This window comes from Sphingobacterium sp. B16(2022) (assembly GCF_012030425.1).
In the GTDB taxonomy this organism is placed as follows: Bacteria; Bacteroidota; Bacteroidia; order Sphingobacteriales; family Sphingobacteriaceae; genus Sphingobacterium; species Sphingobacterium anhuiense.
Window position 1 is genome coordinate 1,467,773 of record NZ_JAAUVN010000001.1, and the last position, 22,119, is coordinate 1,489,891.

The 22,119-nt window shown below is 34.1% G+C and carries 24 protein-coding genes; 12 read left to right on the plus strand and 12 right to left on the minus strand.

The genetic code is table 11. The annotated features are described in order from the left end of the window. Positions 1–8: 8 nt before the first annotated feature. From HCX49_RS06500 to HCX49_RS06510, 3 genes are all read left to right on the plus strand, one after another. Positions 9–1,106: an efflux RND transporter periplasmic adaptor subunit gene (locus HCX49_RS06500; protein WP_168126554.1), complete on the plus strand. Its 1,098-nt coding sequence runs from the start codon at positions 9–11 to the stop codon at positions 1,104–1,106. A 13-nt stretch (positions 1,107–1,119) separates the two neighbouring features. Beyond that, complete coding sequence (locus HCX49_RS06505; protein ID WP_237682730.1) at positions 1,120–1,563, plus strand: hypothetical protein; 444 nt, start codon at positions 1,120–1,122, stop codon at positions 1,561–1,563. 187 nt (positions 1,564–1,750) lie between these two features. Next, positions 1,751–2,302 (plus strand): dihydrofolate reductase family protein, encoded by a 552-nt coding sequence (locus tag HCX49_RS06510; RefSeq protein ID WP_168126555.1) that lies wholly within the window; start codon positions 1,751–1,753, stop codon positions 2,300–2,302. Positions 2,303–2,350: 48 nt separating this feature from the next. Here the strand turns inward: HCX49_RS06510 and HCX49_RS06515 are convergent, their stop codons facing one another. Further along, positions 2,351–3,037, minus strand: a complete 687-nt coding sequence (locus HCX49_RS06515) for a hypothetical protein (protein WP_168126556.1) — start codon at positions 3,035–3,037, stop codon at positions 2,351–2,353. A gap of 264 nt (positions 3,038–3,301) precedes the next feature. Further along, positions 3,302–3,637, minus strand: a complete 336-nt coding sequence (locus HCX49_RS06520) for a hypothetical protein (RefSeq protein ID WP_021188547.1) — start codon at positions 3,635–3,637, stop codon at positions 3,302–3,304. Positions 3,638–3,849: 212 nt separating this feature from the next. Here HCX49_RS06520 and HCX49_RS06525 point away from each other — a divergent pair, with 212 nt between their 5' ends. Together HCX49_RS06525 and HCX49_RS06530 are read left to right on the plus strand one after the other, a co-directional pair. Next, positions 3,850–4,491, plus strand: coding sequence for a DUF4272 domain-containing protein (locus HCX49_RS06525; RefSeq protein WP_168126557.1), 642 nt, complete (start codon positions 3,850–3,852; stop codon positions 4,489–4,491). A gap of 57 nt (positions 4,492–4,548) precedes the next feature. Continuing rightward, positions 4,549–5,649 (plus strand): hypothetical protein, encoded by a 1,101-nt coding sequence (locus HCX49_RS06530; protein ID WP_168126558.1) that lies wholly within the window; start codon positions 4,549–4,551, stop codon positions 5,647–5,649. A 104-nt stretch (positions 5,650–5,753) separates the two neighbouring features. On the opposite strand, the gene ubiE is transcribed toward HCX49_RS06530, so the two are convergent. Together ubiE and HCX49_RS06540 are read right to left on the minus strand one after the other, a co-directional pair. After that, entirely contained in the window at positions 5,754–6,485 is a 732-nt protein-coding gene (gene ubiE / locus HCX49_RS06535; protein WP_168126559.1) for a bifunctional demethylmenaquinone methyltransferase/2-methoxy-6-polyprenyl-1,4-benzoquinol methylase UbiE, read from the minus strand. Between the two features lie 45 nt (positions 6,486–6,530). Next, positions 6,531–7,124 carry a TetR/AcrR family transcriptional regulator gene (locus HCX49_RS06540; protein ID WP_168126560.1) on the minus strand — a complete coding sequence of 198 codons (594 nt, stop codon included), beginning with the start codon at positions 7,122–7,124 and terminating at the stop codon, positions 6,531–6,533. Positions 7,125–7,177: 53 nt separating this feature from the next. On the opposite strand from HCX49_RS06540, the gene HCX49_RS06545 reads away from it, so the two are divergent. Together HCX49_RS06545 and HCX49_RS06550 are read left to right on the plus strand one after the other, a co-directional pair. Beyond that, positions 7,178–7,363, plus strand: a complete 186-nt coding sequence (locus HCX49_RS06545) for a hypothetical protein (RefSeq protein ID WP_021188542.1) — start codon at positions 7,178–7,180, stop codon at positions 7,361–7,363. Positions 7,364–7,931: 568 nt separating this feature from the next. Next, positions 7,932–8,696, plus strand: coding sequence for an NADAR family protein (locus HCX49_RS06550; protein ID WP_021188541.1), 765 nt, complete (start codon positions 7,932–7,934; stop codon positions 8,694–8,696). 1,015 nt (positions 8,697–9,711) lie between these two features. On the opposite strand, the gene HCX49_RS06560 is transcribed toward HCX49_RS06550, so the two are convergent. Next, on the minus strand, positions 9,712–9,987 hold the full coding sequence (locus HCX49_RS06560) for a hypothetical protein (protein WP_132768144.1): 276 nt from the start codon (positions 9,985–9,987) through the stop codon (positions 9,712–9,714). Positions 9,988–10,157: 170 nt separating this feature from the next. Beyond that, positions 10,158–10,832: a GTP cyclohydrolase I FolE gene (gene folE, locus HCX49_RS06565; RefSeq protein WP_206368275.1), complete on the minus strand. Its 675-nt coding sequence runs from the start codon at positions 10,830–10,832 to the stop codon at positions 10,158–10,160. 154 nt (positions 10,833–10,986) lie between these two features. On the opposite strand from folE, the gene HCX49_RS06570 reads away from it, so the two are divergent. Together HCX49_RS06570 and HCX49_RS06575 are read left to right on the plus strand one after the other, a co-directional pair. Beyond that, positions 10,987–11,778: a ZIP family metal transporter gene (locus tag HCX49_RS06570; RefSeq protein ID WP_132768145.1), complete on the plus strand. Its 792-nt coding sequence runs from the start codon at positions 10,987–10,989 to the stop codon at positions 11,776–11,778. Positions 11,779–11,800: 22 nt separating this feature from the next. Continuing rightward, positions 11,801–12,490, plus strand: a complete 690-nt coding sequence (locus HCX49_RS06575; protein WP_168126561.1) for a hypothetical protein — start codon at positions 11,801–11,803, stop codon at positions 12,488–12,490. Positions 12,491–12,647: 157 nt separating this feature from the next. On the opposite strand, the gene HCX49_RS06580 is transcribed toward HCX49_RS06575, so the two are convergent. Further along, positions 12,648–13,160, minus strand: coding sequence for a DUF6896 domain-containing protein (locus tag HCX49_RS06580; protein WP_410528502.1), 513 nt, complete (start codon positions 13,158–13,160; stop codon positions 12,648–12,650). Between the two features lie 515 nt (positions 13,161–13,675). Between HCX49_RS06580 and HCX49_RS06585 the strand changes: the two genes are divergently transcribed. Continuing rightward, positions 13,676–14,266, plus strand: coding sequence for a hypothetical protein (locus HCX49_RS06585; protein ID WP_168126563.1), 591 nt, complete (start codon positions 13,676–13,678; stop codon positions 14,264–14,266). 114 nt (positions 14,267–14,380) lie between these two features. Here HCX49_RS06585 and HCX49_RS06590 read toward each other — a convergent pair whose 3' ends face one another. Next, entirely contained in the window at positions 14,381–15,958 is a 1,578-nt protein-coding gene (locus HCX49_RS06590; RefSeq protein WP_132839844.1) for a Na+/H+ antiporter, read from the minus strand. A gap of 293 nt (positions 15,959–16,251) precedes the next feature. Between HCX49_RS06590 and HCX49_RS06595 the strand changes: the two genes are divergently transcribed. Continuing rightward, positions 16,252–16,881: an NAD(P)-dependent oxidoreductase gene (locus HCX49_RS06595; RefSeq protein ID WP_168126564.1), complete on the plus strand. Its 630-nt coding sequence runs from the start codon at positions 16,252–16,254 to the stop codon at positions 16,879–16,881. Between the two features lie 85 nt (positions 16,882–16,966). Here the strand turns inward: HCX49_RS06595 and HCX49_RS06600 are convergent, their stop codons facing one another. From HCX49_RS06600 to HCX49_RS06610, 3 genes are all read right to left on the minus strand, one after another. Further along, the gene (locus tag HCX49_RS06600) at positions 16,967–18,025 is read right to left on the minus strand and encodes a class I fructose-bisphosphate aldolase (RefSeq protein WP_021188532.1); all 1,059 of its coding nucleotides are present in this window, start codon (positions 18,023–18,025) and stop codon (positions 16,967–16,969) included. A gap of 390 nt (positions 18,026–18,415) precedes the next feature. Continuing rightward, a complete protein-coding gene (locus tag HCX49_RS06605) occupies positions 18,416–19,189 on the minus strand; it encodes a hypothetical protein (protein WP_168126565.1) in 774 nt (257 codons plus the stop codon). A gap of 95 nt (positions 19,190–19,284) precedes the next feature. Further along, on the minus strand, positions 19,285–19,908 hold the full coding sequence (locus HCX49_RS06610) for a zinc-ribbon domain-containing protein (RefSeq protein ID WP_168126566.1): 624 nt from the start codon (positions 19,906–19,908) through the stop codon (positions 19,285–19,287). Between the two features lie 509 nt (positions 19,909–20,417). On the opposite strand from HCX49_RS06610, the gene HCX49_RS06615 reads away from it, so the two are divergent. Continuing rightward, positions 20,418–21,311 (plus strand): hypothetical protein, encoded by an 894-nt coding sequence (locus HCX49_RS06615; protein ID WP_168126567.1) that lies wholly within the window; start codon positions 20,418–20,420, stop codon positions 21,309–21,311. Positions 21,312–21,596: 285 nt separating this feature from the next. On the opposite strand, the gene HCX49_RS06620 is transcribed toward HCX49_RS06615, so the two are convergent. After that, positions 21,597–21,998: a RidA family protein gene (locus HCX49_RS06620; RefSeq protein ID WP_206368277.1), complete on the minus strand. Its 402-nt coding sequence runs from the start codon at positions 21,996–21,998 to the stop codon at positions 21,597–21,599. Positions 21,999–22,119 lie beyond the last annotated feature (121 nt).

The following is a 22,119-nucleotide window of genomic DNA, read 5'->3' on the forward strand; positions in this document are numbered from 1 at the left end:
AGAAAAAAATGAAAAACTTAATTTATATAACACTTGTATCGGCATTTATTTTCACGGGCTGCGCTGAATCTAAAAAAGAAAATAAAGAAGAGCAGAAAAAGGAAATGGGGGGTATGATGATGATGAATCCTTTCGAAACCGTTCCTGTGAAGAAAATTAATCCTTTGGTTATCCTGAAACTAGCGGGTGAATTGCAACCTGATCAGAGCACAGAATTGTTTGCTAAAGTAAACAGTTACGTTAAAAATATCCATGTAGACATCGGTGATCGCGTTTCTGAAGGACAGATCTTGATGACGTTAGAGGCTACTGAGATCCAGTCGCAGGTAGCAACTGCTAAAGCGAAATTTAAGGCCCAGCAAGCTGTTTATGTATCAACGCTGGCTACTTATGATCGCATGGTTAGAGCCAATCAGACTGCGGGCGCTATCGCGCGCGATGCAATGGATCAGATCACTGCCCGGAAATTATCGGATCAGGCACAATTGGCCGCCGCAGAATCAGCGTATCATGAAATCAAAAATATTGACGATTATTTAGTGATCCGCGCACCTTTCAGTGGTATCATAACGGATAGAAGTGTTGATTTGGGTGCTTATGTGGGACCAATGGGTAAATCACCGTTTTTAGTGGTTCAGAATAATCAGAAATTGCGTTTGAATCTTTCCATACCAGAAGCAAATACTCCTTTTATAAAACTGGGGGATACCATTCAGTTTTATGTGAGATCGCAACCGCAACATAAATATTTTGCGAAGATAAGCCGTAAATCGGGTAGTCTTGATTTAAACTTGCGATCGGAGAAAGTTGAGGCAGATTTTATCAATACCAATAATGCTTTGAAACCTTTTATGATAGCCGAAACACAAATTCCTTTACAAAATAGTGAAGCGACTTTCTTTGTCCCAAAATCTGCCGTTGTAGACAGTAATATGGGGATGTATGTCATTGCCGTTGAAGGTGGGAAAGCAAGAAAGATTGCGGTAAGCAAAGGACGTGTGATGCCTGAGATGGTCGAAGTATTGGGCGAATTGGCAGAAGATACGGTGATCCTTAAGATGGGCAATGAAGAGATTCAAGATGGTTCAGCAATTCCAAATAAATAAAATATTTAAAATCATGATAAAACAATTCAACACAATAGCGATGGTGGCAATAGCCGCCATCGTACTGGTATCCTGCACGAATGAAGCACCGAAAGAAGCGGCTGCGATTAGTGGTACACCGGCTCAAAAGCATGTTCCGGTTCTAGCTCCTGCAGGAACTTCAACTCCTAAAAAGGGAGATCAGGTACCCAATAATCTGGTCTGTATGGTTAATGATGCCTATATGGGCAAACAGCAACTGGAAGTTCCGTTCGAGGGTAAGCTATATTACGGTTGTTGCGAGATGTGTAAAGAGCGTATTCCAAATGATGCCAAGGTCAGAATAGCGGTCGATCCTCACACTTTAAAGAAGGTAGATAAAGCAACGGCCTACATCGTGTTGATCGGAGATCAGGATGAAGTCGCATACTTCGAAAGCAAAGATAACTACGATGCGTTTCTAAAAGCTTCGCAATAGGAAGTAGAAAGAAGGATAAAAGGTGCTTTTCATTGACTTGAAGAGCACCTTTTTTAGATCTGTATTTTGGACGATTTTATGTGAAAAGCTATCTTACTTATGGACAAAGTGAGATTTTACCATTCAAAATTTGTATTTTCATACTGGTATTTCAGAAAACGGGCATTTATATAAAATAAGAGCGGTAATGAAGAAAGTAATTGCAGCGATCAATATGACACTTGATGGTGTTTTTGATCATACGGCCATACAACCGGACGAAGAAGTTCATCAGCATTATACGGATTTATTAAAGGATTCAGAGGTCATTCTATATGGTAGAATTACATTTGAGCTTATGAAATATTGGCAGACGTTTTTAAAAGATCCTTCAGAAGAAAAATCGATGAATGACTTTGCCATAGCAATAGATCAGATTCCAAAAATAGTCTTTTCGAATAAACTGAAAGATACGGATTGGGATACCGCAAGATTAGCAACTCAGGATATTGAAAAGGAAGTTTTAGCACTGAAAGAAAATTCTGAGAAAGATATTTTACTGGGCAGCAGGAGTATGATTAATCAACTCATGAAATGGGATCTGATTGATGAATACCAGTTTTGTGTGCATCCGCTTATCGCAGGTAAGGGCTTGTCACTGTTTGAGGAAATGCATGATCGAACTTTATTGAAGCTCTACAAAACGAAGATTTTTAGTAGCGGTGCGATCATCCTTTACTATGAACCGCTAAGGGGGTAATTGTATTTTATTAATTCGTATTATTCAATATTTCTCTATTTGAATCGATCAGAAATTTATAGTTTTCCTCAATTTATCATTCATTATTTTTACAATTTTTCCCGTACCAATTATCCTGCTTCCTTCACGAAATTCAAAAAACATTCCTTCTTCCAACCTGCCACTGAAATATTCTTGTCCAATAATTCTAAGGGTAGCTTTAACTTCCTCCCCAGGATATACAACTGTCTTATTAATAAAAGTCTGTTCTCCGGATGTTTGCATGTCGTCAAAATCAAATTTTACTTGTGGTCTATATTTTGAAAAAGCTGGAGTTGATCGACCTCCTTCTTCCAGAGTTCTATAAGTTAATTCAGCAACAAAATCAATCATTTTAATTTTATTTTGGTAATAAATGATTATTTGTTCGATGATATAAGAAAAATCAGATCGATTATAAAGTACTTCTGCATGTTCAATCATTTCTATTAATGAACTTCCAGCTTCACATCTCCAAGCATCGAGAGATGTGGAACCGATAGCATTCTTTCGGATTTTATCTATTGTAATAGGCTTACCAAAATAACTTTCAAACTCTTGTATAAATTCCGAGATTTTTAATGAGTGAGCATTAGGCCAATCATTTAATGCATTGATCAATAAGGATGCTGTTTTATTAAAGCTATCATCATTTTGATATAATTCGGTTAAAAAGACCAATTGATCAAAAGTTTCAAACTTGGTTTTATTTTCCATCAATGCTGTTGTAAATTTATTTATCTTTTTTATTTTAAAACTTTTTAACTTGTATAATAGCATTTAGTATTCTCTAAACTTCTTTACATTATCCAAATAGAATAACTCGAAATAAGAAGAATGTTACCCTAATGAATAGAAAACATCATTAACTATGATAATTTACTGAGGTAAAGCCATACTGCTCATCATAATAAATAGGGGTCTCATCATTAATGCTAATATTCGATTCGTAAAGGGTGTTTGCATTATTACATGATGTTTTTATTTATAAGCGTAATAACAACTTTGACTGTAAAGGCGTTTTAAATTTTTTGCAGATACCCAATGATACTTATTTAACATAAACTTTTCAAAAGCTTCAAAAGCAATAAATGTAATCTCTGTCCCTGAATGAACTGGGTTTTCTTGTACATAGCGATTTCCCATTTTATTCACGGCCTTACAAATTAAATGACACTCTTCCAGTTTTTGTGCACTTAAATTCGGAAATACAGTTGACAATCTTTCATTGATCGGTTGTAACCAGTTTTCACCAAAATCCATTGAAAGTTCTAGACCGTAGTTTAGTATATCAATTGTTAGTGGCATCTGCTTCATTGATAATGATTGTTTTGTTTTCCTTATAAAGCTACCAATAAGCGCTCATGAAAGCAATATGTAATTAATTACAATCATAATTTAACGCATATTCTCTTCTTTATCGTGTTTGCAGATACTATCTTAATCTGTATTTTCGTTTGAGAAGAGAAATGACTTCCATGCCTTGATCATTATCAAACTATATTTACTATTATAATTGACAATATAAAATGACAGAAGAAAAAAAACATCAGATAAAATTAGAAAACGATAAAATAATTAAAGATAAAGGTTATCGTGTTAATGATTGGCTTCCCATTTTAGAGACATCTTCTTTTCGGACATTGGATGAAATAAAAGGCAGAATGTCGGTTATGAATGCGCTCATAAACATTGCTTTTGAGGCTCCAGTTTATGTTATTAAGGAATGGCTTGAAAACCAAAATCTTCTAGTATTTCTTTCAGATGCTGAAAAAGAAATCTTAGAAAAAGATAATGATGAGCTAACGGATATCGAAATTAATAGCCTGAATTGGTATTTAGAAAGTTTATGGGCTTTAATGTGGGCAACTGGTATGATTGAGCGTCTAGAAGCAGAGGACTATGTCGGTGATCATATGGTCTCCCTGTTACCTAATTTACAACATGGTGAAACGAATTTTAAGCTTGAGCGTTTGTCAAAAGTACGTACAGAGATCGAGCTATATACGATGCTGGATTACTATTATAGATTGCATTGGTATTGTGTAGATGAAAGACTAAACGGCCGTCAAGCTAAGTTAAATGAAGGACTGATTTATGAGCGACGGAAATCTTTGGAATGGGCATTCAACCGTGAAAATGACTGGGAAAATGTTGAAATGGGAACGTAAAATCCAATATTTAGTTCCGGCTTTTTCCAAATCACTTTAAAAATAAGATTGAAATAAATGACACAGAGAGCAGCTATACCATGTCCTGAATGTGACAGAGAAAAATATTTTGAGGGACTGTGCTATTCTTGCAAAAACAAAAAGTTGCGAGAACATTATGAATCGATGAGCAGGGGCCAGATTCTTGAAACGGTTGAAAATATTATTGCAAAAATTGAAACCATTGACAAATGGGAAGAAGTCTATAAAGATTTCTCTGGATTACTGGCTTATCAGGATATTGATACAAGTAAAATTGCTGACGCAGCATTTCAAAAAAAGATCTTTTATCCGCCAACCTTATATAGAAATGCATCAGATGAAATCCAAGATCAATTAATCGCATTAATCTGTACACCTGATTGTGCATATGCAGGCCATATATTAAGTTGTCTTGCCGTGGTAGGTGGTGAAAAAGTAAGAAAGACTTTCCATGAACTGGAGAAAAATCCACTGCCTTGGCGTAAAAATCTGTATGTAGATCCTTCATTTTATGCCGCATTGGGCGGATGGACTTTTGATCAAGCAGGAAACAAGGTTCAACTTAATTATGAAACGTGTTATTCACTTTTAGAAGGTGAACAACATGAAGATAATGCAGTCAAAGTAGCTGTGCCAAAAAATGAGAATTGTCAGATCTGTAATTGTCAAACGGTCGATATTTTAACCCTAAATGGAAACGAAGAACGGCTATCATTTCTTGGATTACCAGGGCTTGTAAAAATTCCAATATGTCCGAATTGTGCAAGTATGTGTGAAAAGACAATAGTTCGTTACCAAATTGATGGAGCGAGCACTTTTGAGATCGTAGAACCGTATACAGAAGAAAACTATTTGTCGTTAGCAGATTTTAAAGAATTGACAACAAACAAACTGGCTCTATCAATTTCAAAAAAACCTGTATATTTCGCATGCGGAAATGATGATGTATCAATAATAGGAGGGAACGCAGAATGGGTGCAGGATTGGCAATATGAAAACTGTCCTGACTGTCAAAAGAAAATGAAATTACTAGCGGCTCTTTCTTGGGATCAAATCATGAACGGTTCAGAAGGAACACTTTATGTTGAAATTTGTACAGATTGTTCTCTTGTCGTAGCTTTTCACCAACAAACGTAAGTGAAATATTAGTTTTTGTTCCAGTCGCGAAATATAATCCCATAAGTGGGCTTCCTGTTGAATTGTGCACCTGATCTTCATTTCAGCAGGAAGCCCGCTTTTTATTATTGCTTTTTACCAACATAAATGGTGGCAGCACCAAAAAGTTGTGGATAGGCTTTTACTTTAACAAAGCCGGATTCTTCCAGTATGCTCAAGAATTTATCTCCAGAAGGGAAGTTTATAGCCGATTTGGATAGGTAAGCATATGCATTTTTATCTTTGGAAAAGATTCGGGCTATCCTTGGCATGAGGTGTTCCGTATACAGGAGGTATCCAAATTTTATTAATTTATTTGAGGGAACCGAAGTTTCTAAAATAACAATCGTTCCGTCAGACTGCATTACTCTGTACATTTCTCCAAGTCCTTTTTCAAGGTTTTCAAAATTCCTTACACCGTAGCTGATATTGACTATATCAAAAGAACAATCAGCAAAAGATAGAGATTCAGCATGCTGCACTTCAGTGTGAATGCGTCCGTCTAATTTATTGGCACTAATTTTTTCATTTGCGATCTTAAGCATTCCTTTAGAGATATCAACACCGATTATATTTTCAGCTTGCGTCCTTCCTAAAAGAATTGCCATATCGCCGGTCCCGGTTGCGACGTCAAGTATGTGACGGGGATGACATTCTGAAACTATTTTAAAAACTTTACGTCGCCAACTTTTATCCATCCTAAAGGTGATAATATTGTTTAGGAGATCATACTTTTCGGAGATGGTATCAAACATGTGTTCAACCTGTTTACTTTTTCCTTCTGTCGAGTCTAAATAAGGTGTAATTTTCGCGTTCATATTTTTTAAATGATGCCGATCCAATTTAAGTTGAATTATTATTAGTTACTGTGGATGTGTGAAATAGGGATACATTAAAGCCTTGATGGAACTGACATAGGATTCATACGCTTGGAGACCTTCAAGTTTTTCATTAATCAAGTTATGTGAGGGCCAAAAGTCAACCACAATAAAAATATTGTTGATCAGATAATCCCACACTTCTTCAGGAATATCATTTCTTAACACTTTCTTTTGAACCATCAGGTTAAAGAAACGTTTGGTTTCCTTTTTTCGTTTAATCACTATTGCGGCATATGATTCGCGGATTGAAGGAATCCATAAGGAGATTTCAACAAAGTTTATGAATATAAACTGATAACGAGTGAGCAGATTATAAAAATCTTTGAAAATAGTAAATACTAATTCCATGTCAACACCTTCTACATAGTTTTCAAGAGATGCCATTAGCACATCTGATTCTTTAATCAGACGGTCAAATAAGGCTTGTATGATATCCTCCGTATGTTTGAAGTGATAATGTAAATTCCCTGCACTGATACCTATTTCTGTGGCGATGTGGCGGGTACTGGTATTACGAAGACCTCTGGTATTAAAGACCTGTAATGAAATTTCAAGAATGCGTTCTTTTGTATTCATATTCAAAATTAGAACTTTTGTTCTAATTTTGAATATATTTTTTACTTTTGTGTATGAAAACGCAAAAAGAGAACTGGTTCATAAGAAATCTTAAAGATATTCGAGAAACTATTTTTGGTTTTAATACCACAGATAGTACTTTGAAAAGAGCCAGTAAAGTTATGGGATGGTATATGTTTTTAACCTTGATGACATGTGGAATAGTCGCTACCTTGATCGCAATTTCTTTTGCACATTAAAGCAATACTTATCTGACCCATTCTTGCTGTTTTATGGTCTATCGTGGATTCTTATTCGATATTGCAGGCAGACAGGACAGCCAATCCCGGTTTTAAATAACTGGTTGACAGATTTTGTCTTTGTTCCATTAATCGCATATATCGCATTTTGCATTGGCAATCTCCTTTTAACTTTATACAGCGCACCCCATTATTATCCAATATATCAGATACTCGTATTAGCGTTTTTCGTTTCCATTGTATTTGAATATATCATGCCTCAATACACCAATTACAATGTCAGTGATCCAATAGATACCCTGTGTTACTTCGCAGGTGGATGCTTTTATTATTTCTGTCATCAAAATTATTTGAAAAGTAAATTTAGCTAACGATTATCCATAAGATTCTTGATTAACACGAAAGGACATAATCTAATTTGGAATATTTCACCCTTTCTTGAAACAGAAAAAATAAATGTTTTTTGGGAATTAATGTTAGATATTATCTAAATTGAACACACTCTAAGATACGGCATAATAAAATTTAAAAATCTCAATATCAATTGGATAGACTAGATAGCATCAAAATGAAGATAAAATACGATATAGATTGGTTAATTGAAAGATTTGAAAGTGGTGAGACCTTGAAATATATTTTCTTTTGGGGACATGAAAATAGACATAAAGATGTGGTAAGTAAATCTTGTTTTAGCCAATGGTTTGATTGCCCTTTTAAGGTTGACAGTGTTAATTATAAAACTTCTGAACACTGGATGATGGCTCACAAAGCTCTACTGTTCGGTGATGATAATCTTTTTGATAAGATCATAAATTGTGAAAAACCTGGAGAAGCAAAAGAACTAGGCAGACAAATCCTAGGCTATGATCAACAAATCTGGAATGAGCATAAATTTGAAATTGTAAAACTGGGAAATATACATAAATTCAATCAACATCCCAGATTAGCAAATTATCTTTTGCAAACAGAAAATAGAATTTTGGTAGAAGCAAGTCCGGTTGATGTAATTTGGGGAATTGGTATTGCTGTAGATAACGATGATATTGAAAATATTTATAATTGGCGTGGAGAAAATCTCTTAGGTTTTGCATTAATGTATGTGCGTGATTTTTTTAAACAATTTGGACATTTCAAGCCACTTGAGAATTCCATTCAACCACCGTGGAAGAAATTCCCTAATATGGACAGTAATGATATGTTTTGGAGTATGGGAAAAGGAGAGGACTATCTAACCCAATTTTCAGAATATTATAATGGACTTGATGACAGAGAGAAAATGATTTTTAAAATGACGAACACATGCCCATATGAATGGCAAAGCTTTTATGATTAAGTAATTATGATGCGAATTCCACTTTAAGGAAAATAGATAATTAAGTTAATAAAGGAACTAGGATTCAAGGAGAAGATAGCTGCGGTAATTAAAAATCAATTTAGAAATGAGTAAATATAAAATCTGGATTACTATCTTCATTAATTTAATGATAAGTGCTTTGTATTTTAAACAGATTTTATATAGCGGAAATCTGCTTCCGCTACTTAAAACGAAAGAAATATTACTGACACCATTTTTATTATTTTACACAGTATTAGGAATCGTAACCTGTCTTTTTCTAGATAAAAAAATAGTTAAAAATCAGCATATTACTGCAGTTATTTTATTGATTGTTATACTTGGTTTTTTGATTTTCCCAGTTTCGTTCCTACATCATAGAAGGGGATACGAACTTGCACTACCGTTCCTATCAACCCTTGTAGAGCCCATTAAAGTCAAGTACTTATTTGGCCAATCTATCAAAGTTTTATTGCAGAAAAACATTGTTCTGATGGTGATCAGCTTTTGCTTGCTCTTTTTTGTATCCTTCTTTTTTAATATGGATTCGACCAATTATCTTTATGCTTACGGAGGAATGTATTTTCTGATGTTGGCAATTCTAGACTATTACTTTCATCAAATAAAGTTCAGCTCTCAACCACATTGATTGTTTAAGACTACAATAGTTAACTATGGTTTTAGCGAAATGAAACTACATTCAATTGAAGCAGTAATAGATCCCGAAAATGTGGCCTGCCAAAGTATTAGAGAAATGTAATTTTATTAAAGAAGGATATTTTAAGGAAAATGAGTTCTACAACGGACAATTTTTGGCTACTGTCATTTATTCGAAAATAAATGGATAAGTAACATACTACGTATGAAGAAAAAAAATCCATGTACATTACATGGATTTTTTCGCTTTAAAAGCATATTTCATTGTCCTTTCTTTGAATGAACAGGTCACATTAAATATGCTTCCTGATATCGTGAGCAAACTATAGGCAGTCAAGCATAACTGTTAGTCTATAAATTATTTCAATTCAATGATTTTATTATTATCCGCTTCTTTAACCTCTTGTTCAATCGAAATCGTAAGTTTCGAAAATATCGTAAATGCTAATAGTACGATAAGTGCAACCGGAAATATAATTCCGATAATTATTGCAAAGAGCAATGAAATGCTCAAGTACACTTTTCCAGTACTAGAAGAAACTTTTAATTTAGAATTTTTTAGCGAATCAAATGCTTTTTGAAAACCATTTGTGATTGTTTTGCTATTGATGTCGAAGATTGTTTTAGTTTTCATGATAAATCTGTTTATGTATTTGTTTATGATTCAAAAGTAGCGCTATTGCGTTTCAAAGCTTAGTGGAAATAGGTGGATGAAGGAAGAAAATCGGTAAACCATTATTTTTTAGCGGTCAGTAAGAATAACTATATAGCTCTTTAGTATTTAAACATAATAGATGTTATGATCTATTTTAATAGGTTTAAAAACTCATTTCTCTTTGTCTCTGAAGAGAAAATGCCACCATATTCAATGGAAGTTGTACTACTTGTACTGTCCTTAATACCGCGGGCAGATACACAAAGATGCTCGGCATGGATCACCACAATGATATCATCGGTCTGTAAAGCAGATTTCAATTCATTATATATCTGCAAGGTTAATCTTTCCTGCACCTGAGGTCTGTGTGCATAATAATCGACCACACGATTAATTTTAGAGAGACCGATTACCTTATTCTTTGCAAGGTAACCGATGTGTGCAAGTCCTACAATGGGCAAAAAATGGTGTTCACAGGTTGAATTTACTCGGATATTCTTTTCAATCAATATTTTATTATAATCATATTTATTGACGAATGTAGAAAGCTTTGGCTTATTTAAAGGATTGAGACCATAGAACAATTCCTTTATGTACATTTTGGCGAACCTGTAGGGCGTGCCACTTAAACTGTCATCATGTAGATCTAATCCAAGTTCCCATAATATTTGTTGAAAAAGCTCGGAAATGCGATTCATTTTCTCTTCATCAGTTCTGAGAAATGCATCCGGTCGTAAAGGCGTTTCGATAGAAGTCATGGCATGTTGATCTCCGATATCCTCTGTATTGGAGATTGTTTCTGTTTGTGATAATGAATTCATCATGATTTATACTGTTGTTATAATAATTCGAAGTGCTATTAAATATTTAACAAATATAAATCTAAATTCTTCAAATGCAACTAAATTGCTTTTGTGAATTATCTTATCTATATTTGAACATTGATAATCCAATTGACATTTTTAATTATTATAATAAATGAATGCTATACTTATTGTTTCTATACTTTTTTTATCTCCATTTATAAGTGGAATTTCTGTTTTATCAGTCAAACGGGATCGTTCAACATTTTTAAAATTGATTCTTTCCTTCAGTGGTGCCTATCTTTTTGGACTGACGATACTTCATCTTATTCCGCACGTGTATGCAGATGCGTCGGAGCATATGGAAACCATTGGACTGTATATACTTGGCGGTTTCCTGTTCCAGCTTTTGTTAGAACATTTCTCCCAAGGAGTGGAGCATGGACATATACATATGAAGAAGGAAAATATCAATTCTTTTCCAATAGCTATTATGTTGAGTTTATGTGTCCATGCTTTTTTAGAAGGTATGCCTTTGGTTAGTGCACAGCGTCAACATCTTGTTTTTGGTATCGCGATCCATCATATTCCAGCAGCATTTGCATTGGGATCTTTACTTCTGGCCTCTCAAGTTTCAAAAAGAACATTACTGATTGCTATTTTCGTATTTGCTATGATGACTCCAGCAGGTTTTTTGACCAGTCAGTTTATCAGTCAGCATGCTGTGGGTGATCTTGCACAATATTTTGATAAAATTATGGCTGTAGTGATCGGTATATTCCTTCATGTTTCCACTACAATTCTTTTTGAGTCCGGATCTGCAGACCACCATGTTTTCAATAAAAAGAAGATGATTGCAGTATTGTTGGGAATAGTATTATCACTGAGCAGTTTAATCATTGGCGGACATGATCATAGCCATTCTGAACATGATCACCATAATCATGAATCACATCACGAACATTAAAAAAAACTAAAGAATGAATACAATGAATTACAAATTATCTATTCTCTTGATGATCCTCATCTTCCTAATTGGATGCAATAATTCTCAAACTGGCATAAGTACGATTAAAGTCGGAAAAACAGGTAATGAGGTTAATGCGTTTATAGGCCAAGATCTCCATTTTAAAACAAATATTTACTTTCCTGAAGGAATTAAATTGCTGACAGTGACATTTGAACCAATAAAAAAGACAGATTGGTCCTATGTGAAGGATTATACTACCGATGTCAAACAACATAATCAATATCATTTAAGCGGGGTTATACCTATTCCAGTGTATTTAGCAGTCGGAATTTATAAATTATATATCAAAGCAGTTTCGGAAGTAGGAGAAATTGCGGAGGAAGAAGCTGAGATCAATCTAAAGGTAGATAGTTCGATGCCATTTGCGTCGAAAATTGATGTCGGTCTTAATGCAAAGAAAGATAATTTGCATCTAGAATCAGAAATTACTGCCTCCAAAAAGATTAAAAGCGTAAAGGTTCAGCTTAAATGGGGTTCATCTTCCAAAACCTATACTTATAATACAGGAGCGATGATCGGCGCTCTACAACATACCTTTCATGAGCATTTGGACCTAAAAGACTTTAAAAATGGGAAATATGATGTTATCTTCATCGTAGAAGATCAAGAGGGGAGACTATTTGAAACAAAAGGAGATTTTATAAAATAACAACGCTCATAATTTTTCATACTCATTTTTAGGAGGTTACTTGATTTAGTAATATTTACCAATGCCCTAAGATAGTTTGTAATGGCTAAAGTCTTAAGCTGTGAAATTTGTAGTCAATAGAAAAGTTTGTTTAAATCTTTATATTGACTGCAATATATTAGCGATCAGTCAAGACAATGGCATAGCAATTATCCATATTTAGACTTATTTTTTCAAATTTTCCAAGTAAAAGCATTTTGTCGATTATTCTTGAACCATCAGCGAAATTCTCAAAAATATCAATAGGCAGTGGTCTGTACTTTACTGTTGTTCTAATAAATTGTGAAAAGAAGTAGGGGTCTAAGCCACCAAATTCATTCGGGACGTTAAGAGAAACTTCTATAATTTGACCTGTTTTGCTGTTTTCAAATCCACAATGAATCCCATGAATGTCGTATCTCCAATCGTCAAGTTTTCCTATTTGCCTTTCATCCCATTTATATTCATCAAAAGTATCCAATGGAAAATCTCGATTTAATTTCACCTTGAGTTTACCCACTAGTTTGAGTATCAACTCTTCACCCAACTTCCTGTAATCCTTTGCACATTGCTCAAAGAAATCTTGATGGTCTTCAATATCCTTATCAGCGATAAGTTTCGCAATATTTATCTTAGGTTCAGAAATGTGTATTCCAACCTGAAAACCTTGAAGTTCTTTTTTTAGGTCGTGCCCTGTGGTTTCTCTTTCATTTTGAACACTTTACCCGAAGATAAGCATTAGTTTTCTTTCTCTGGGAATGGCACGAATTGTTTCAAGATCAGGAATTTCGGCAAGCGAATTTATCGTAATTATATCTATTAATCTATTCATTGGTAACGATTTTAAATTGGTATGTAATAGAAGTTTATCTAACATTATTTGTTAAGTATAAAAGTAGTAAAGTTATGACAGAAATACCTTAAGCTGGAAGAAAGATAGGAGGGTATCTATTTTAAAATTTTACATCAGCAATGACAGTTTAAAGAAGATCTAGTAAAATTCCTTTTTTAGAAACTGTTATAATTTGATTAGAATTGTACAAGGAAACTTTATCGCTTACGCTGGTGTCAGAATCAATGATCATACTAGAATGGAAAAGTTAAGACAACTTTTTCTACGAACAGTTTTAAAGCATTAAAACAGGTGAAAATCTAAACGGGCAATTTATGAAAACGATATTCTTTCTTTTAGTTATGGGTATGGGGGGTACCGGATGTAACGGGTGGCACAAGTATTCGGACTCTGATAATAAAATCATCAACAAAATACACCGCAGAAGCGGTTTGCAGGAAATTGATACACTTTGGGTTTCGCAAAATGACACAGCAGTTTTTAGGTCGGAAGAATTAATACAGCGATATCCTGATCGAAACGCTCGATTAGGGCTACGTTATGAATTGCGTAATCCTCAAGATGAAATGTATTATTTCATTTATAACGATAAACAACAGTTAGTGCAGGAGGGAAAATATACAGCACAGTATATTTATGAAGGAATAACATACGATGGGAATTTCTATAACACAAAAAGATATTTTTATAAAAAGAATGGACGTCTGAATAGTGTACATTATCAGGAAGACGGCAGAAATTTCAAATTAGAACAATTTGCTAAGGACTGGCAACTTACTAAAATAACCTATTTCAATAAGAAAACAGGCGAAAAAGAAAAGATTGAAATTTATAAAAACAAGAAGTTAAAAGAAACACGGATTTATACAGCATTTAAGACTTATCGCACGGTAAAATCTTTTTAATATTTAGCTTTACATCAGTAGCTTAGCATATGCAAGATAACACATGCTAAGCTTATGAATCAAAAACGTTATGATTAATCATGTTGTTTCGACACTGGAATTATGGTCAAATAACTAACTTTTCATATTCAATCTTTCTTCTTGAAGATCGAGTAATCGCAGATGTTTTCTGATAATTTCTTCATCTAACAGAAGCTCCTCGCGGTTTTTATTGATAAGCCATGTTCTTTGCGTTTCGATTATGTCAATATAAATACTTCGATATTCAGCAAAATTAATGATGATTTCAGAACTGCTCAATTGATTTTCATATTTTTGCAATTGATCTTTCAATGTTGGAAAACTGTCTATTTTGTGAGCATAATCTTTACGAATTTTATCCACTGCCACTTGAGCGAGGTTGTTCTGAATTTCATAATCGACTTCCTTTTCACTTCGAGTAAAATCTTGGTCTATTTGAGGGAATTTCCTTAATAAGAAAGGAAGTGTAAGTCCCTGGACAAGTAATGTTAAAAGAATGACGACAAATGTGATGAAAAGTATGAGATTTCTTTGAGGGAAAGGAGTTCCGTCCGCTAAAGTCAGGGGAATTGAAAGTGCCGCGGCCAATGAAACAACACCTCTCATTCCGGTCCAGCCAATGATTAAAGGAGTTTTCCAGCCAGGAGATTTGGCATCAGCAACGGTAATGTAATTTCTCATAATTAAAGTCGTTATCACCGCCGCATAACCGGAGAAAATTCTAACAAGAACCAGCACTACAGTAACAGCTATTCCATAACCGATTGCTGTATAAATATCAGTATCTCCCAAACCAGAAACAATTTCAGGTAAATCTAAACCAATGAGCATGAAAACAATTCCATTTAACAAAAAGCAAAAACTTTCCCAAACTGTTACAGTACGTATTCTAGATGCACTGCTCAAAAAATCATGACTACGATAAGATAGGAATAATCCGCCACTTACCACCGCCAAAACTCCCGACGCATGCAGTTCTTCCGCCGCCAAATACATCGAGAAAGGGGCGATAAAAGTGAGCAAAATATCAGTATTAGAATCTGTCGGAAGTATTTTATGCATTTTCAGAAAGATGTACGCAAGTGCAAGCCCGATGCCTACGCCACCAATGCACATCCATACAAAACTTCCCGCCGCTTCGTACCATACAAATTGCCCGGTTGCGGCAGCAATCATCGCAAACCTGAAAATGATTAAAGAAGAAGCATCATTCAGCAAACTTTCGCCTTCGAGGATTGACGCCAATCTTTTAGGCACCTTTACAAATTTTAAAATTGCTCCAGCACTTACTGCATCAGGTGGTGAAACGATTCCGCCCAATAAAAAACCTAAAGCTAAAGAAAATCCGGGGATGAAATAATTAGCGAAGACCGCTACCGATAATGCCGTAAAAAAAACGACTACGAAAGCGAAACTGAAAATAATTCTGCGCCATCGCCATAGCTCTTTCCATGAGGTTGACCAAGCGGCTTCATACAGCAACGGCGGTAAAAAAATGATAAATATTAACTCTGGTTCTATTTTTATTGGGGGTACTCCCGGAATAAAACTTATGGAAAGACCAGCTAATACAAGCAAAACAGGATACGCGACCTGAATCTTTTTCGCCAACATGATCAGCATGGTGATAAGTAGCACCAAAAAAAGATAAAATTCGAAATTTTCTAGCATGTGTAAATTTTAGTTACATAAATATATATTAAATTTTTAGCAACATTTACAACCTATTTACAATTTAAATGAGTTGTAAATGTTATCATAGAAATAATGTGTGATGCGATTTACCAATTTCCATATGTATCCAGCATCTAATAGTTTGCGGTGAAAAAGGTTGTTACTATAATTTTTATTCCGTACAGATTAAGCAGTTCCGGCCTTCATTACCAACTATGGTATTTTTAAACAATTAAAACAAACAGTAAGGTCGAGCTGTATTACTTATTTCACGACAAAAAAATATCATTATGAAAGTTGCCATCATCGGAGCATCCGGATTTATCGGATCAGCTATTTTAAATGAAGCACTGAGTAGAGGTCATGACATAACCGCTATTGTCCGAAATCCAGAAAAAGTAACGGTTTCCGAACCACGTCTTAACATCAAAAAAGGAGATGTTATAAAAGAAGAGGAGTTGATCAGCCTTTTGAAAGGAAACGAAGCTGTTATCAGTGCTTACAGCGCAAATGACTCATCGACCTATGTAAAGGCTATCACAGCTATTATTAATGCTACGAAAAAAGCAGGTATTACGCGATTATTAGCTGTTAGCGGTGCCGGAAGCCTCGAAGTAAAACCCGGAGTACAATTGTTAGATACCCCAGAATTTCCCGCTGAATGGAAGGGCGGTGCTACTGCTACACGTGACGCATTTGATGTTATCAAGCAGGTGACCGACCTGGATTGGTCCGTCTTGAGCCCAGCCATGGTGATCGAGCCCGGCCCGCGTACAGGTGTTTTTCGCTTAGGGAAAGATCAAGTGTTATTTAATGATAAAGGAGAAAGTAAGATTTCTACAGCCGATTTCGCAGTAGCTTTGCTCGATGAGCTGGAAAGACCCGCACATATCAAACAACGTTTTACGCTTGCTTATTAAGCTTGGAATAATTTTAGGTATATATATTAAATAGGAAACAAAGCTGTAATGTATCATAACAGCACTGTTTCCTATCTGATATACATTATGCGATTGAAATGGTTTCATCCAGGTAAATATCTTGTATCGCTCTAAGAATTTCTATGCCATCTTTGAGCGGACGTTGAAAAGCTTTTCTACCCAATATTAGCCCTGTGCCTCCGGCTCGTTTGTTTATAATCGCTGTTCTAATAGCCTCAGGAAGATCGCGTTCACCTTTTGACTCACCTCCTGAATTAATAAGACCAATTCTGCCCATATAGCAATTTGCTACTTGATAACGGCAAAGGTCAATAGGATGCATGGATGATAAATCCGTGTACATTTTAGGATTGCTTTTGGCAAAATTAATGGTAGTGAATCCGCCGTTATTTTCCGGAAGTTTTTGCTTAATGATATCAGCCTGTATGGTTACACCTAAATGATTGGCTTGACCTGTAATATCTGCCGCAACTTCATAATTAACGTTATCCTTAGTAAAACTATTATTACGGGTATAGCACCATAAAATGCAGGGCATTCCTAACTCATGAGCTCTTTCAAAGGCTTCGGCAACTTCTACAATTTGCCTGTTTGAATTTTCTGAACCAAAGTAAATCGTAGCACCTATTGCAGTTGCTCCTAAGTTCCAAGCATCTTTTATACTCCCAAACATAATTTGATCATACTTTGTAGGATAAGTAAGCAATTCATTATGATTTATTTTAACGATAAATGGAATTTTATGTGCATATTTTCTAGCCATTATAGCAAGATTCCCAAAAGTTGTTGCAACAGCATTACAACCTCCTTCGATAGCAAGCTTGATGATATTTTCTGGATCAAAATACAAAGGGTTCGGAGAAAAGGAAGCACCAGCAGTATGTTCTATCCCTTGATCAATTGGCAATATTGATAAATATCCGGTATTAGCCAGATGTCCATGTTTGTAGAGTGCCGCAAGATTTCTAAGTACCTGAGGATTGCGGTTGCTTTGCAGGAAAATCTCATCGATAAATTTTGGGGAGGGAAGGTGAAGTTGTTCCTTCAAAATTTTTGGTGTATTAAAGCCTAGTAGATTTTCGCCTTCGGCACCTAATTCTAATAAAATATTTTTATAATTCATAACGTGATGATATTATTATAAATAAAGTACATTGTGATAATATGCAGTGATTTAAACTGTTATTACAATTAAAGTTAACTAATGATTTCGATAGTCCCTAGTTTTTAACATATTATTTGAAGGTTAATTTACAGTCTTAATTAAAAAGACATCTTGTGCAGGATTGCATTCGGAATAAGAATTCTTATAAAAAAATTCAGTGCAGAAGTTTTTGATTCAAAGGGTATGGAGGACGATTGGGGAAATCGAACATCATCATGCTTTCCAATACATTACAAATGACATGATGAATATATATAAGATAGTTGCTTGAGATCTCAGGTTAAAAGAAAGTAGAGGTATAGCTCAAGCCAAGCACTTCTAGCTATTTAAAATCGGCTGATCGGTTTTCTATTTCAAATCCGCATTTTTGAAATCAAATGGTATCCGCTCAATCGAATTTTCATTTTCGATCATCAGTTCAATTTTTATTTCCTCTTTTTCGGTTGTTGACATATTTTTTTTCAATTTAATCAGCTTATATTTCATATTTGTCCGCTTATCTGTCAAAGTGAGGTTATTGTAACCGTGGTCTAAGTCTTCATTAACAGCTATTATTAAATCTTGATTTTTAGTAGATCGATACGCATACATTAAGTCATAAGACTTGAAATCAATGCTTTTATAATCTTCCCCATTATTGGTTTTATACCTAAAATCTGGAAATGCTTTTTGTATGTTGGCAGAATCTACAATTGAAAAATAAACAGTTGGATTTGCTTTTAATACACTTTTATCTATTAAATTGATGTTTTTTTCTAAACCTTTCAGTTTACCCAAACTGAAATACGATTTTTTATTTTCTGATGGCTTGAAGTATATGATCGTGCCTTTAATATCAATTTTATGATATTTTTTATTTTCCTCAAGTTCGAACCTTGCTACAACATTAGCTCGTCTGAAAGAATTTTCAAATATATTATTGTGCAATATTTGTCCCTTATTATAGGTCGCAGTAAGCGTATCTATTTTAATCAGGTGAAATCTGTCGTTGGGCTTATTTTCAAGTTCTAAACTTATCTCAATTTCATTGTACATCTTAATGGTGTGAGATAGTATTACTTTTTCTTGTGAATAAAGACAAATAGGAATCATTAAAACTAAAAGAGTTGTGAGATTTTTCATTTATACTTTGGGAATCATTAAAATACTGTCATTGCTTCATTTAGTTATGCTTAGAGATCGATCGTGAGTTAACGATAATTTTATTTAGCCGTTATTTAATCCCTCTTGATACTATAAATCTTACCAAATTCACTATTTGTATCATGTTGCATTGACTTTATTTGATCTTTAGTAAATTTTATTGTTGCGTCTGCATAATCATTTTTATATTTCTTTAGCAAGTCGGAAAGTCCAGAATACTTTTTCGTTGACATACTATGTGTTTTAAAAATCAAAGTATCGCCTTTTACTTCATAAACCTTATACAGCGTATAGGTATCATTTTTTTCTATTTTGTATAAATCATCAACTTTTGAATTTGCCAAATATTCAGTTTCATTAACCGAATTTTGATAAACAGTAAAGATGATCATGCAGCATAACAATCCTATAACAAATAATCCAAAATAATGTGTAATCGGTCTTTTTGCTTTGGCAGATGCCATGAAATAGTCTTGCTTCATTTTTGGACTCATTTCATTTGCATATAGAACTTGTTTGCAATGACTGCATTGGCTCATTCCTTTTTTTGAAGTTGGAAAAATAGGAATCCAAAAAATATGAAAATAGCGGGCTAAAAATAAAAAAGTAACAGTCCCTTTGCTATTACAGTTCTCACAGTCGTAAGACAGCATTTCTTTTGAATTTAAGATCTTTGCTCTTGTTCCAAATATGATCATAGCTTGATTTTATTAGGTTTAATTTTTCAGGATTCTATTCTTTAGTTCTTTTAACAGTTTCGTACGACTTTTAGTTTTTATTATATAGTCCACTAGTGCATTATTGTTGATATTTTCTGCATTTGGGCATAGTTATACTAGTAATAAGTTTTAAAGCAGTTATCTAAAGTGCATCTTTGCTGTTAGCAGTAATAAAAATACATGTAATAATCAAAACCAAATAGTAGATTTACAATTCGCGAAACATGTTTTACAATTCGTGTAATAAGTCAGTTTATTCCCTTAAACTAACTTAATAACAGTATTTTAGTAAATAGAAGCTACTTCGAAAATTGCGTTTTACGAACCAAAGTCTACTTGTATGTACTGATCAGGTTGTATACTTTGGCAAAATATATGCGCTGTAAGAGTATGGATGCGAAAGAAAAAAATGGAAAGTGCAATTTTACAGTAAATTACATCAATACTTATTGTATATAGACATCGTTATCAATGATTTATTTAGGCTTATGAAAAGTAAAAACGTATTACTGGTTGTAGTTGTTTTGTTGTTCCAGACCTTGTGTTTGGGACAAACTCAAGAACATACGAAAATAGACTTCATTGTTACTAATGATTATATGTCCGAAAGAAATCTTTCTTTGATGGGAGGGCCGATCCCAGTAAATTATAAGAAAGAGATTAAAGAAAGTTTACGAAATAGTTTTGTTGAATTTTATGATGACAATAACAATATTACAGCGGAAAAATACTACAATAAAATAGGTGCATTATATCACACGAATCAAAATTTCTATGACAGCAAGAACCGATTAGAAAAAACACTTGAAATTGACGAATTTAAAAACGACACCTGCGTTATTCAGTATCAATATACGGACAGTTTAAATCTAGTGGCTCATAAACAAGTTAGTCGTTCATGTTCAAGTAATTTTCTCGATTTTTATTACAGCTATAATGAAAAAGGTCAGAAAATTAATGAAGTACTGAATGAGAACAACACTTTCCTCCGTAAAAAAGTCATTCTGGAAATTTCTAAAAATGAAAGACAAATAAGCTCGTATGATCAAGCAAACCGTTTATCAAATTATCAATATAAGTATAATAACAAAGATCTGCTTATATACGAAAAACGTAAAGAATGGGATTATGTGCAAAAAGGAGAATATTTTGAAATCGGTGGCGAATATGAGTATTTGTATCAGTATGATCAAAATGGCAATTGGATAGAACGCATTAAACAAACCTATTGTCCCGCAAAGAAGAAAGTCGCAACAAGTAAAAAAGTGGATAACAAAAAAAGTCTAGTTAAAACAGAGGAACCAAAACTCCTCGAAAATATTGATTACAATTGCGAACCTGAAATCAAAGAGAAGCTGATCAGAAAAATATATTATAAGTAGAAATTTCCTTAAAAACAGAATGGTTATTTTCAGCGAGAGTTTCAATATTTACTATTAAACGATCGAATCCAACGTATGTCAATCGAAATCTTGTTAAATTACATTGGCAAATATCTGGTTTTGAAAATATGGATCGCTCATGTGACTATAAAACAGACTTTCTGTGGTATTCTTATCGCAATCAACAGATTTGTGGGACTCTTAAATAAATTAAAGAACCTCCAGCTTAAAAAATATCAGAAGTTCTTTAATTTAAGTAGTAAGAATAACCTCAGCTTCGAATTGTTATTGTTGAGCAGCCCAGATTTCAATTTCAATTTTAAGTTCCTCGAGTCCTAGTCCCTTTACATAAGCAATAGTCATCGAGGGATAGACTTTCCCGAATAACTCTTCCCATTTTGCATTTAGAAAATTCCAATCAATGTCTTCCGTAGCCCAGATGTTGACTTTTATAACGTCATCAGAAGATAAATTTTGGCTATCTAGGAGCTGGCCTATATTTAGAAATGTATATGCCACTTGTTCATTTATAGAAGAAGGAATGGATCCATTACTATCAATACCTATCTGACCAGAAAAAGTATATAGATTGGAATTTTTAGGAATGATCGTAACATGTGAATAGTTCCCGACAGGTGCCGGAACATTTTTAGGGTTTAACCTAGCTACTTTTTGCGTGTTGTTCATGCTCATTTTTTTTAAATAAAAACTATAAATTTTGTAAAATAGTGATGCAAATCTATGTTATGGAAGATCTTAGCTATTTCGAGTACAAAAGTATAGGTGATATTTATTGTAGAATTGGATA

What these genes read in the sequence shown, in the direction of transcription:
- HCX49_RS06595 (WP_168126564.1), top strand. Translation starts at nt 16,252, where the DNA reads ATGAAAGTTGCCATCATCGGAGCATCCGGATTTATCGGATCAGCTATT.
- HCX49_RS06585 (WP_168126563.1), top strand. Translation starts at nt 13,676, where the DNA reads ATGAAAACGATATTCTTTCTTTTAGTTATGGGTATGGGGGGTACCGGA.
- HCX49_RS06515 (WP_168126556.1), bottom strand. Translation starts at nt 3,037, where the DNA reads ATGGAAAATAAAACCAAGTTTGAAACTTTTGATCAATTGGTCTTTTTA.
- HCX49_RS06500 (WP_168126554.1), top strand. Translation starts at nt 9, where the DNA reads ATGAAAAACTTAATTTATATAACACTTGTATCGGCATTTATTTTCACG.
- HCX49_RS06600 (WP_021188532.1), bottom strand. Translation starts at nt 18,025, where the DNA reads ATGAATTATAAAAATATTTTATTAGAATTAGGTGCCGAAGGCGAAAAT.
- HCX49_RS06540 (WP_168126560.1), bottom strand. Translation starts at nt 7,124, where the DNA reads ATGAATACAAAAGAACGCATTCTTGAAATTTCATTACAGGTCTTTAAT.
- HCX49_RS06530 (WP_168126558.1), top strand. Translation starts at nt 4,549, where the DNA reads ATGACACAGAGAGCAGCTATACCATGTCCTGAATGTGACAGAGAAAAA.
- ubiE (WP_168126559.1), bottom strand. Translation starts at nt 6,485, where the DNA reads ATGAACGCGAAAATTACACCTTATTTAGACTCGACAGAAGGAAAAAGT.
- HCX49_RS06615 (WP_168126567.1), top strand. Translation starts at nt 20,418, where the DNA reads ATGAAAAGTAAAAACGTATTACTGGTTGTAGTTGTTTTGTTGTTCCAG.
- HCX49_RS06620 (WP_206368277.1), bottom strand. Translation starts at nt 21,998, where the DNA reads ATGAACAACACGCAAAAAGTAGCTAGGTTAAACCCTAAAAATGTTCCG.
- HCX49_RS06520 (WP_021188547.1), bottom strand. Translation starts at nt 3,637, where the DNA reads ATGAAGCAGATGCCACTAACAATTGATATACTAAACTACGGTCTAGAA.
- HCX49_RS06575 (WP_168126561.1), top strand. Translation starts at nt 11,801, where the DNA reads ATGAATTACAAATTATCTATTCTCTTGATGATCCTCATCTTCCTAATT.
- HCX49_RS06550 (WP_021188541.1), top strand. Translation starts at nt 7,932, where the DNA reads ATGAAGATAAAATACGATATAGATTGGTTAATTGAAAGATTTGAAAGT.
- HCX49_RS06505 (WP_237682730.1), top strand. Translation starts at nt 1,120, where the DNA reads ATGATAAAACAATTCAACACAATAGCGATGGTGGCAATAGCCGCCATC.
- HCX49_RS06605 (WP_168126565.1), bottom strand. Translation starts at nt 19,189, where the DNA reads ATGAAAAATCTCACAACTCTTTTAGTTTTAATGATTCCTATTTGTCTT.
- HCX49_RS06610 (WP_168126566.1), bottom strand. Translation starts at nt 19,908, where the DNA reads ATGATCATATTTGGAACAAGAGCAAAGATCTTAAATTCAAAAGAAATG.
- HCX49_RS06590 (WP_132839844.1), bottom strand. Translation starts at nt 15,958, where the DNA reads ATGCTAGAAAATTTCGAATTTTATCTTTTTTTGGTGCTACTTATCACC.
- HCX49_RS06545 (WP_021188542.1), top strand. Translation starts at nt 7,178, where the DNA reads ATGAAAACGCAAAAAGAGAACTGGTTCATAAGAAATCTTAAAGATATT.
- HCX49_RS06570 (WP_132768145.1), top strand. Translation starts at nt 10,987, where the DNA reads ATGAATGCTATACTTATTGTTTCTATACTTTTTTTATCTCCATTTATA.
- HCX49_RS06560 (WP_132768144.1), bottom strand. Translation starts at nt 9,987, where the DNA reads ATGAAAACTAAAACAATCTTCGACATCAATAGCAAAACAATCACAAAT.
- HCX49_RS06510 (WP_168126555.1), top strand. Translation starts at nt 1,751, where the DNA reads ATGAAGAAAGTAATTGCAGCGATCAATATGACACTTGATGGTGTTTTT.
- folE (WP_206368275.1), bottom strand. Translation starts at nt 10,832, where the DNA reads ATGATGAATTCATTATCACAAACAGAAACAATCTCCAATACAGAGGAT.
- HCX49_RS06525 (WP_168126557.1), top strand. Translation starts at nt 3,850, where the DNA reads ATGACAGAAGAAAAAAAACATCAGATAAAATTAGAAAACGATAAAATA.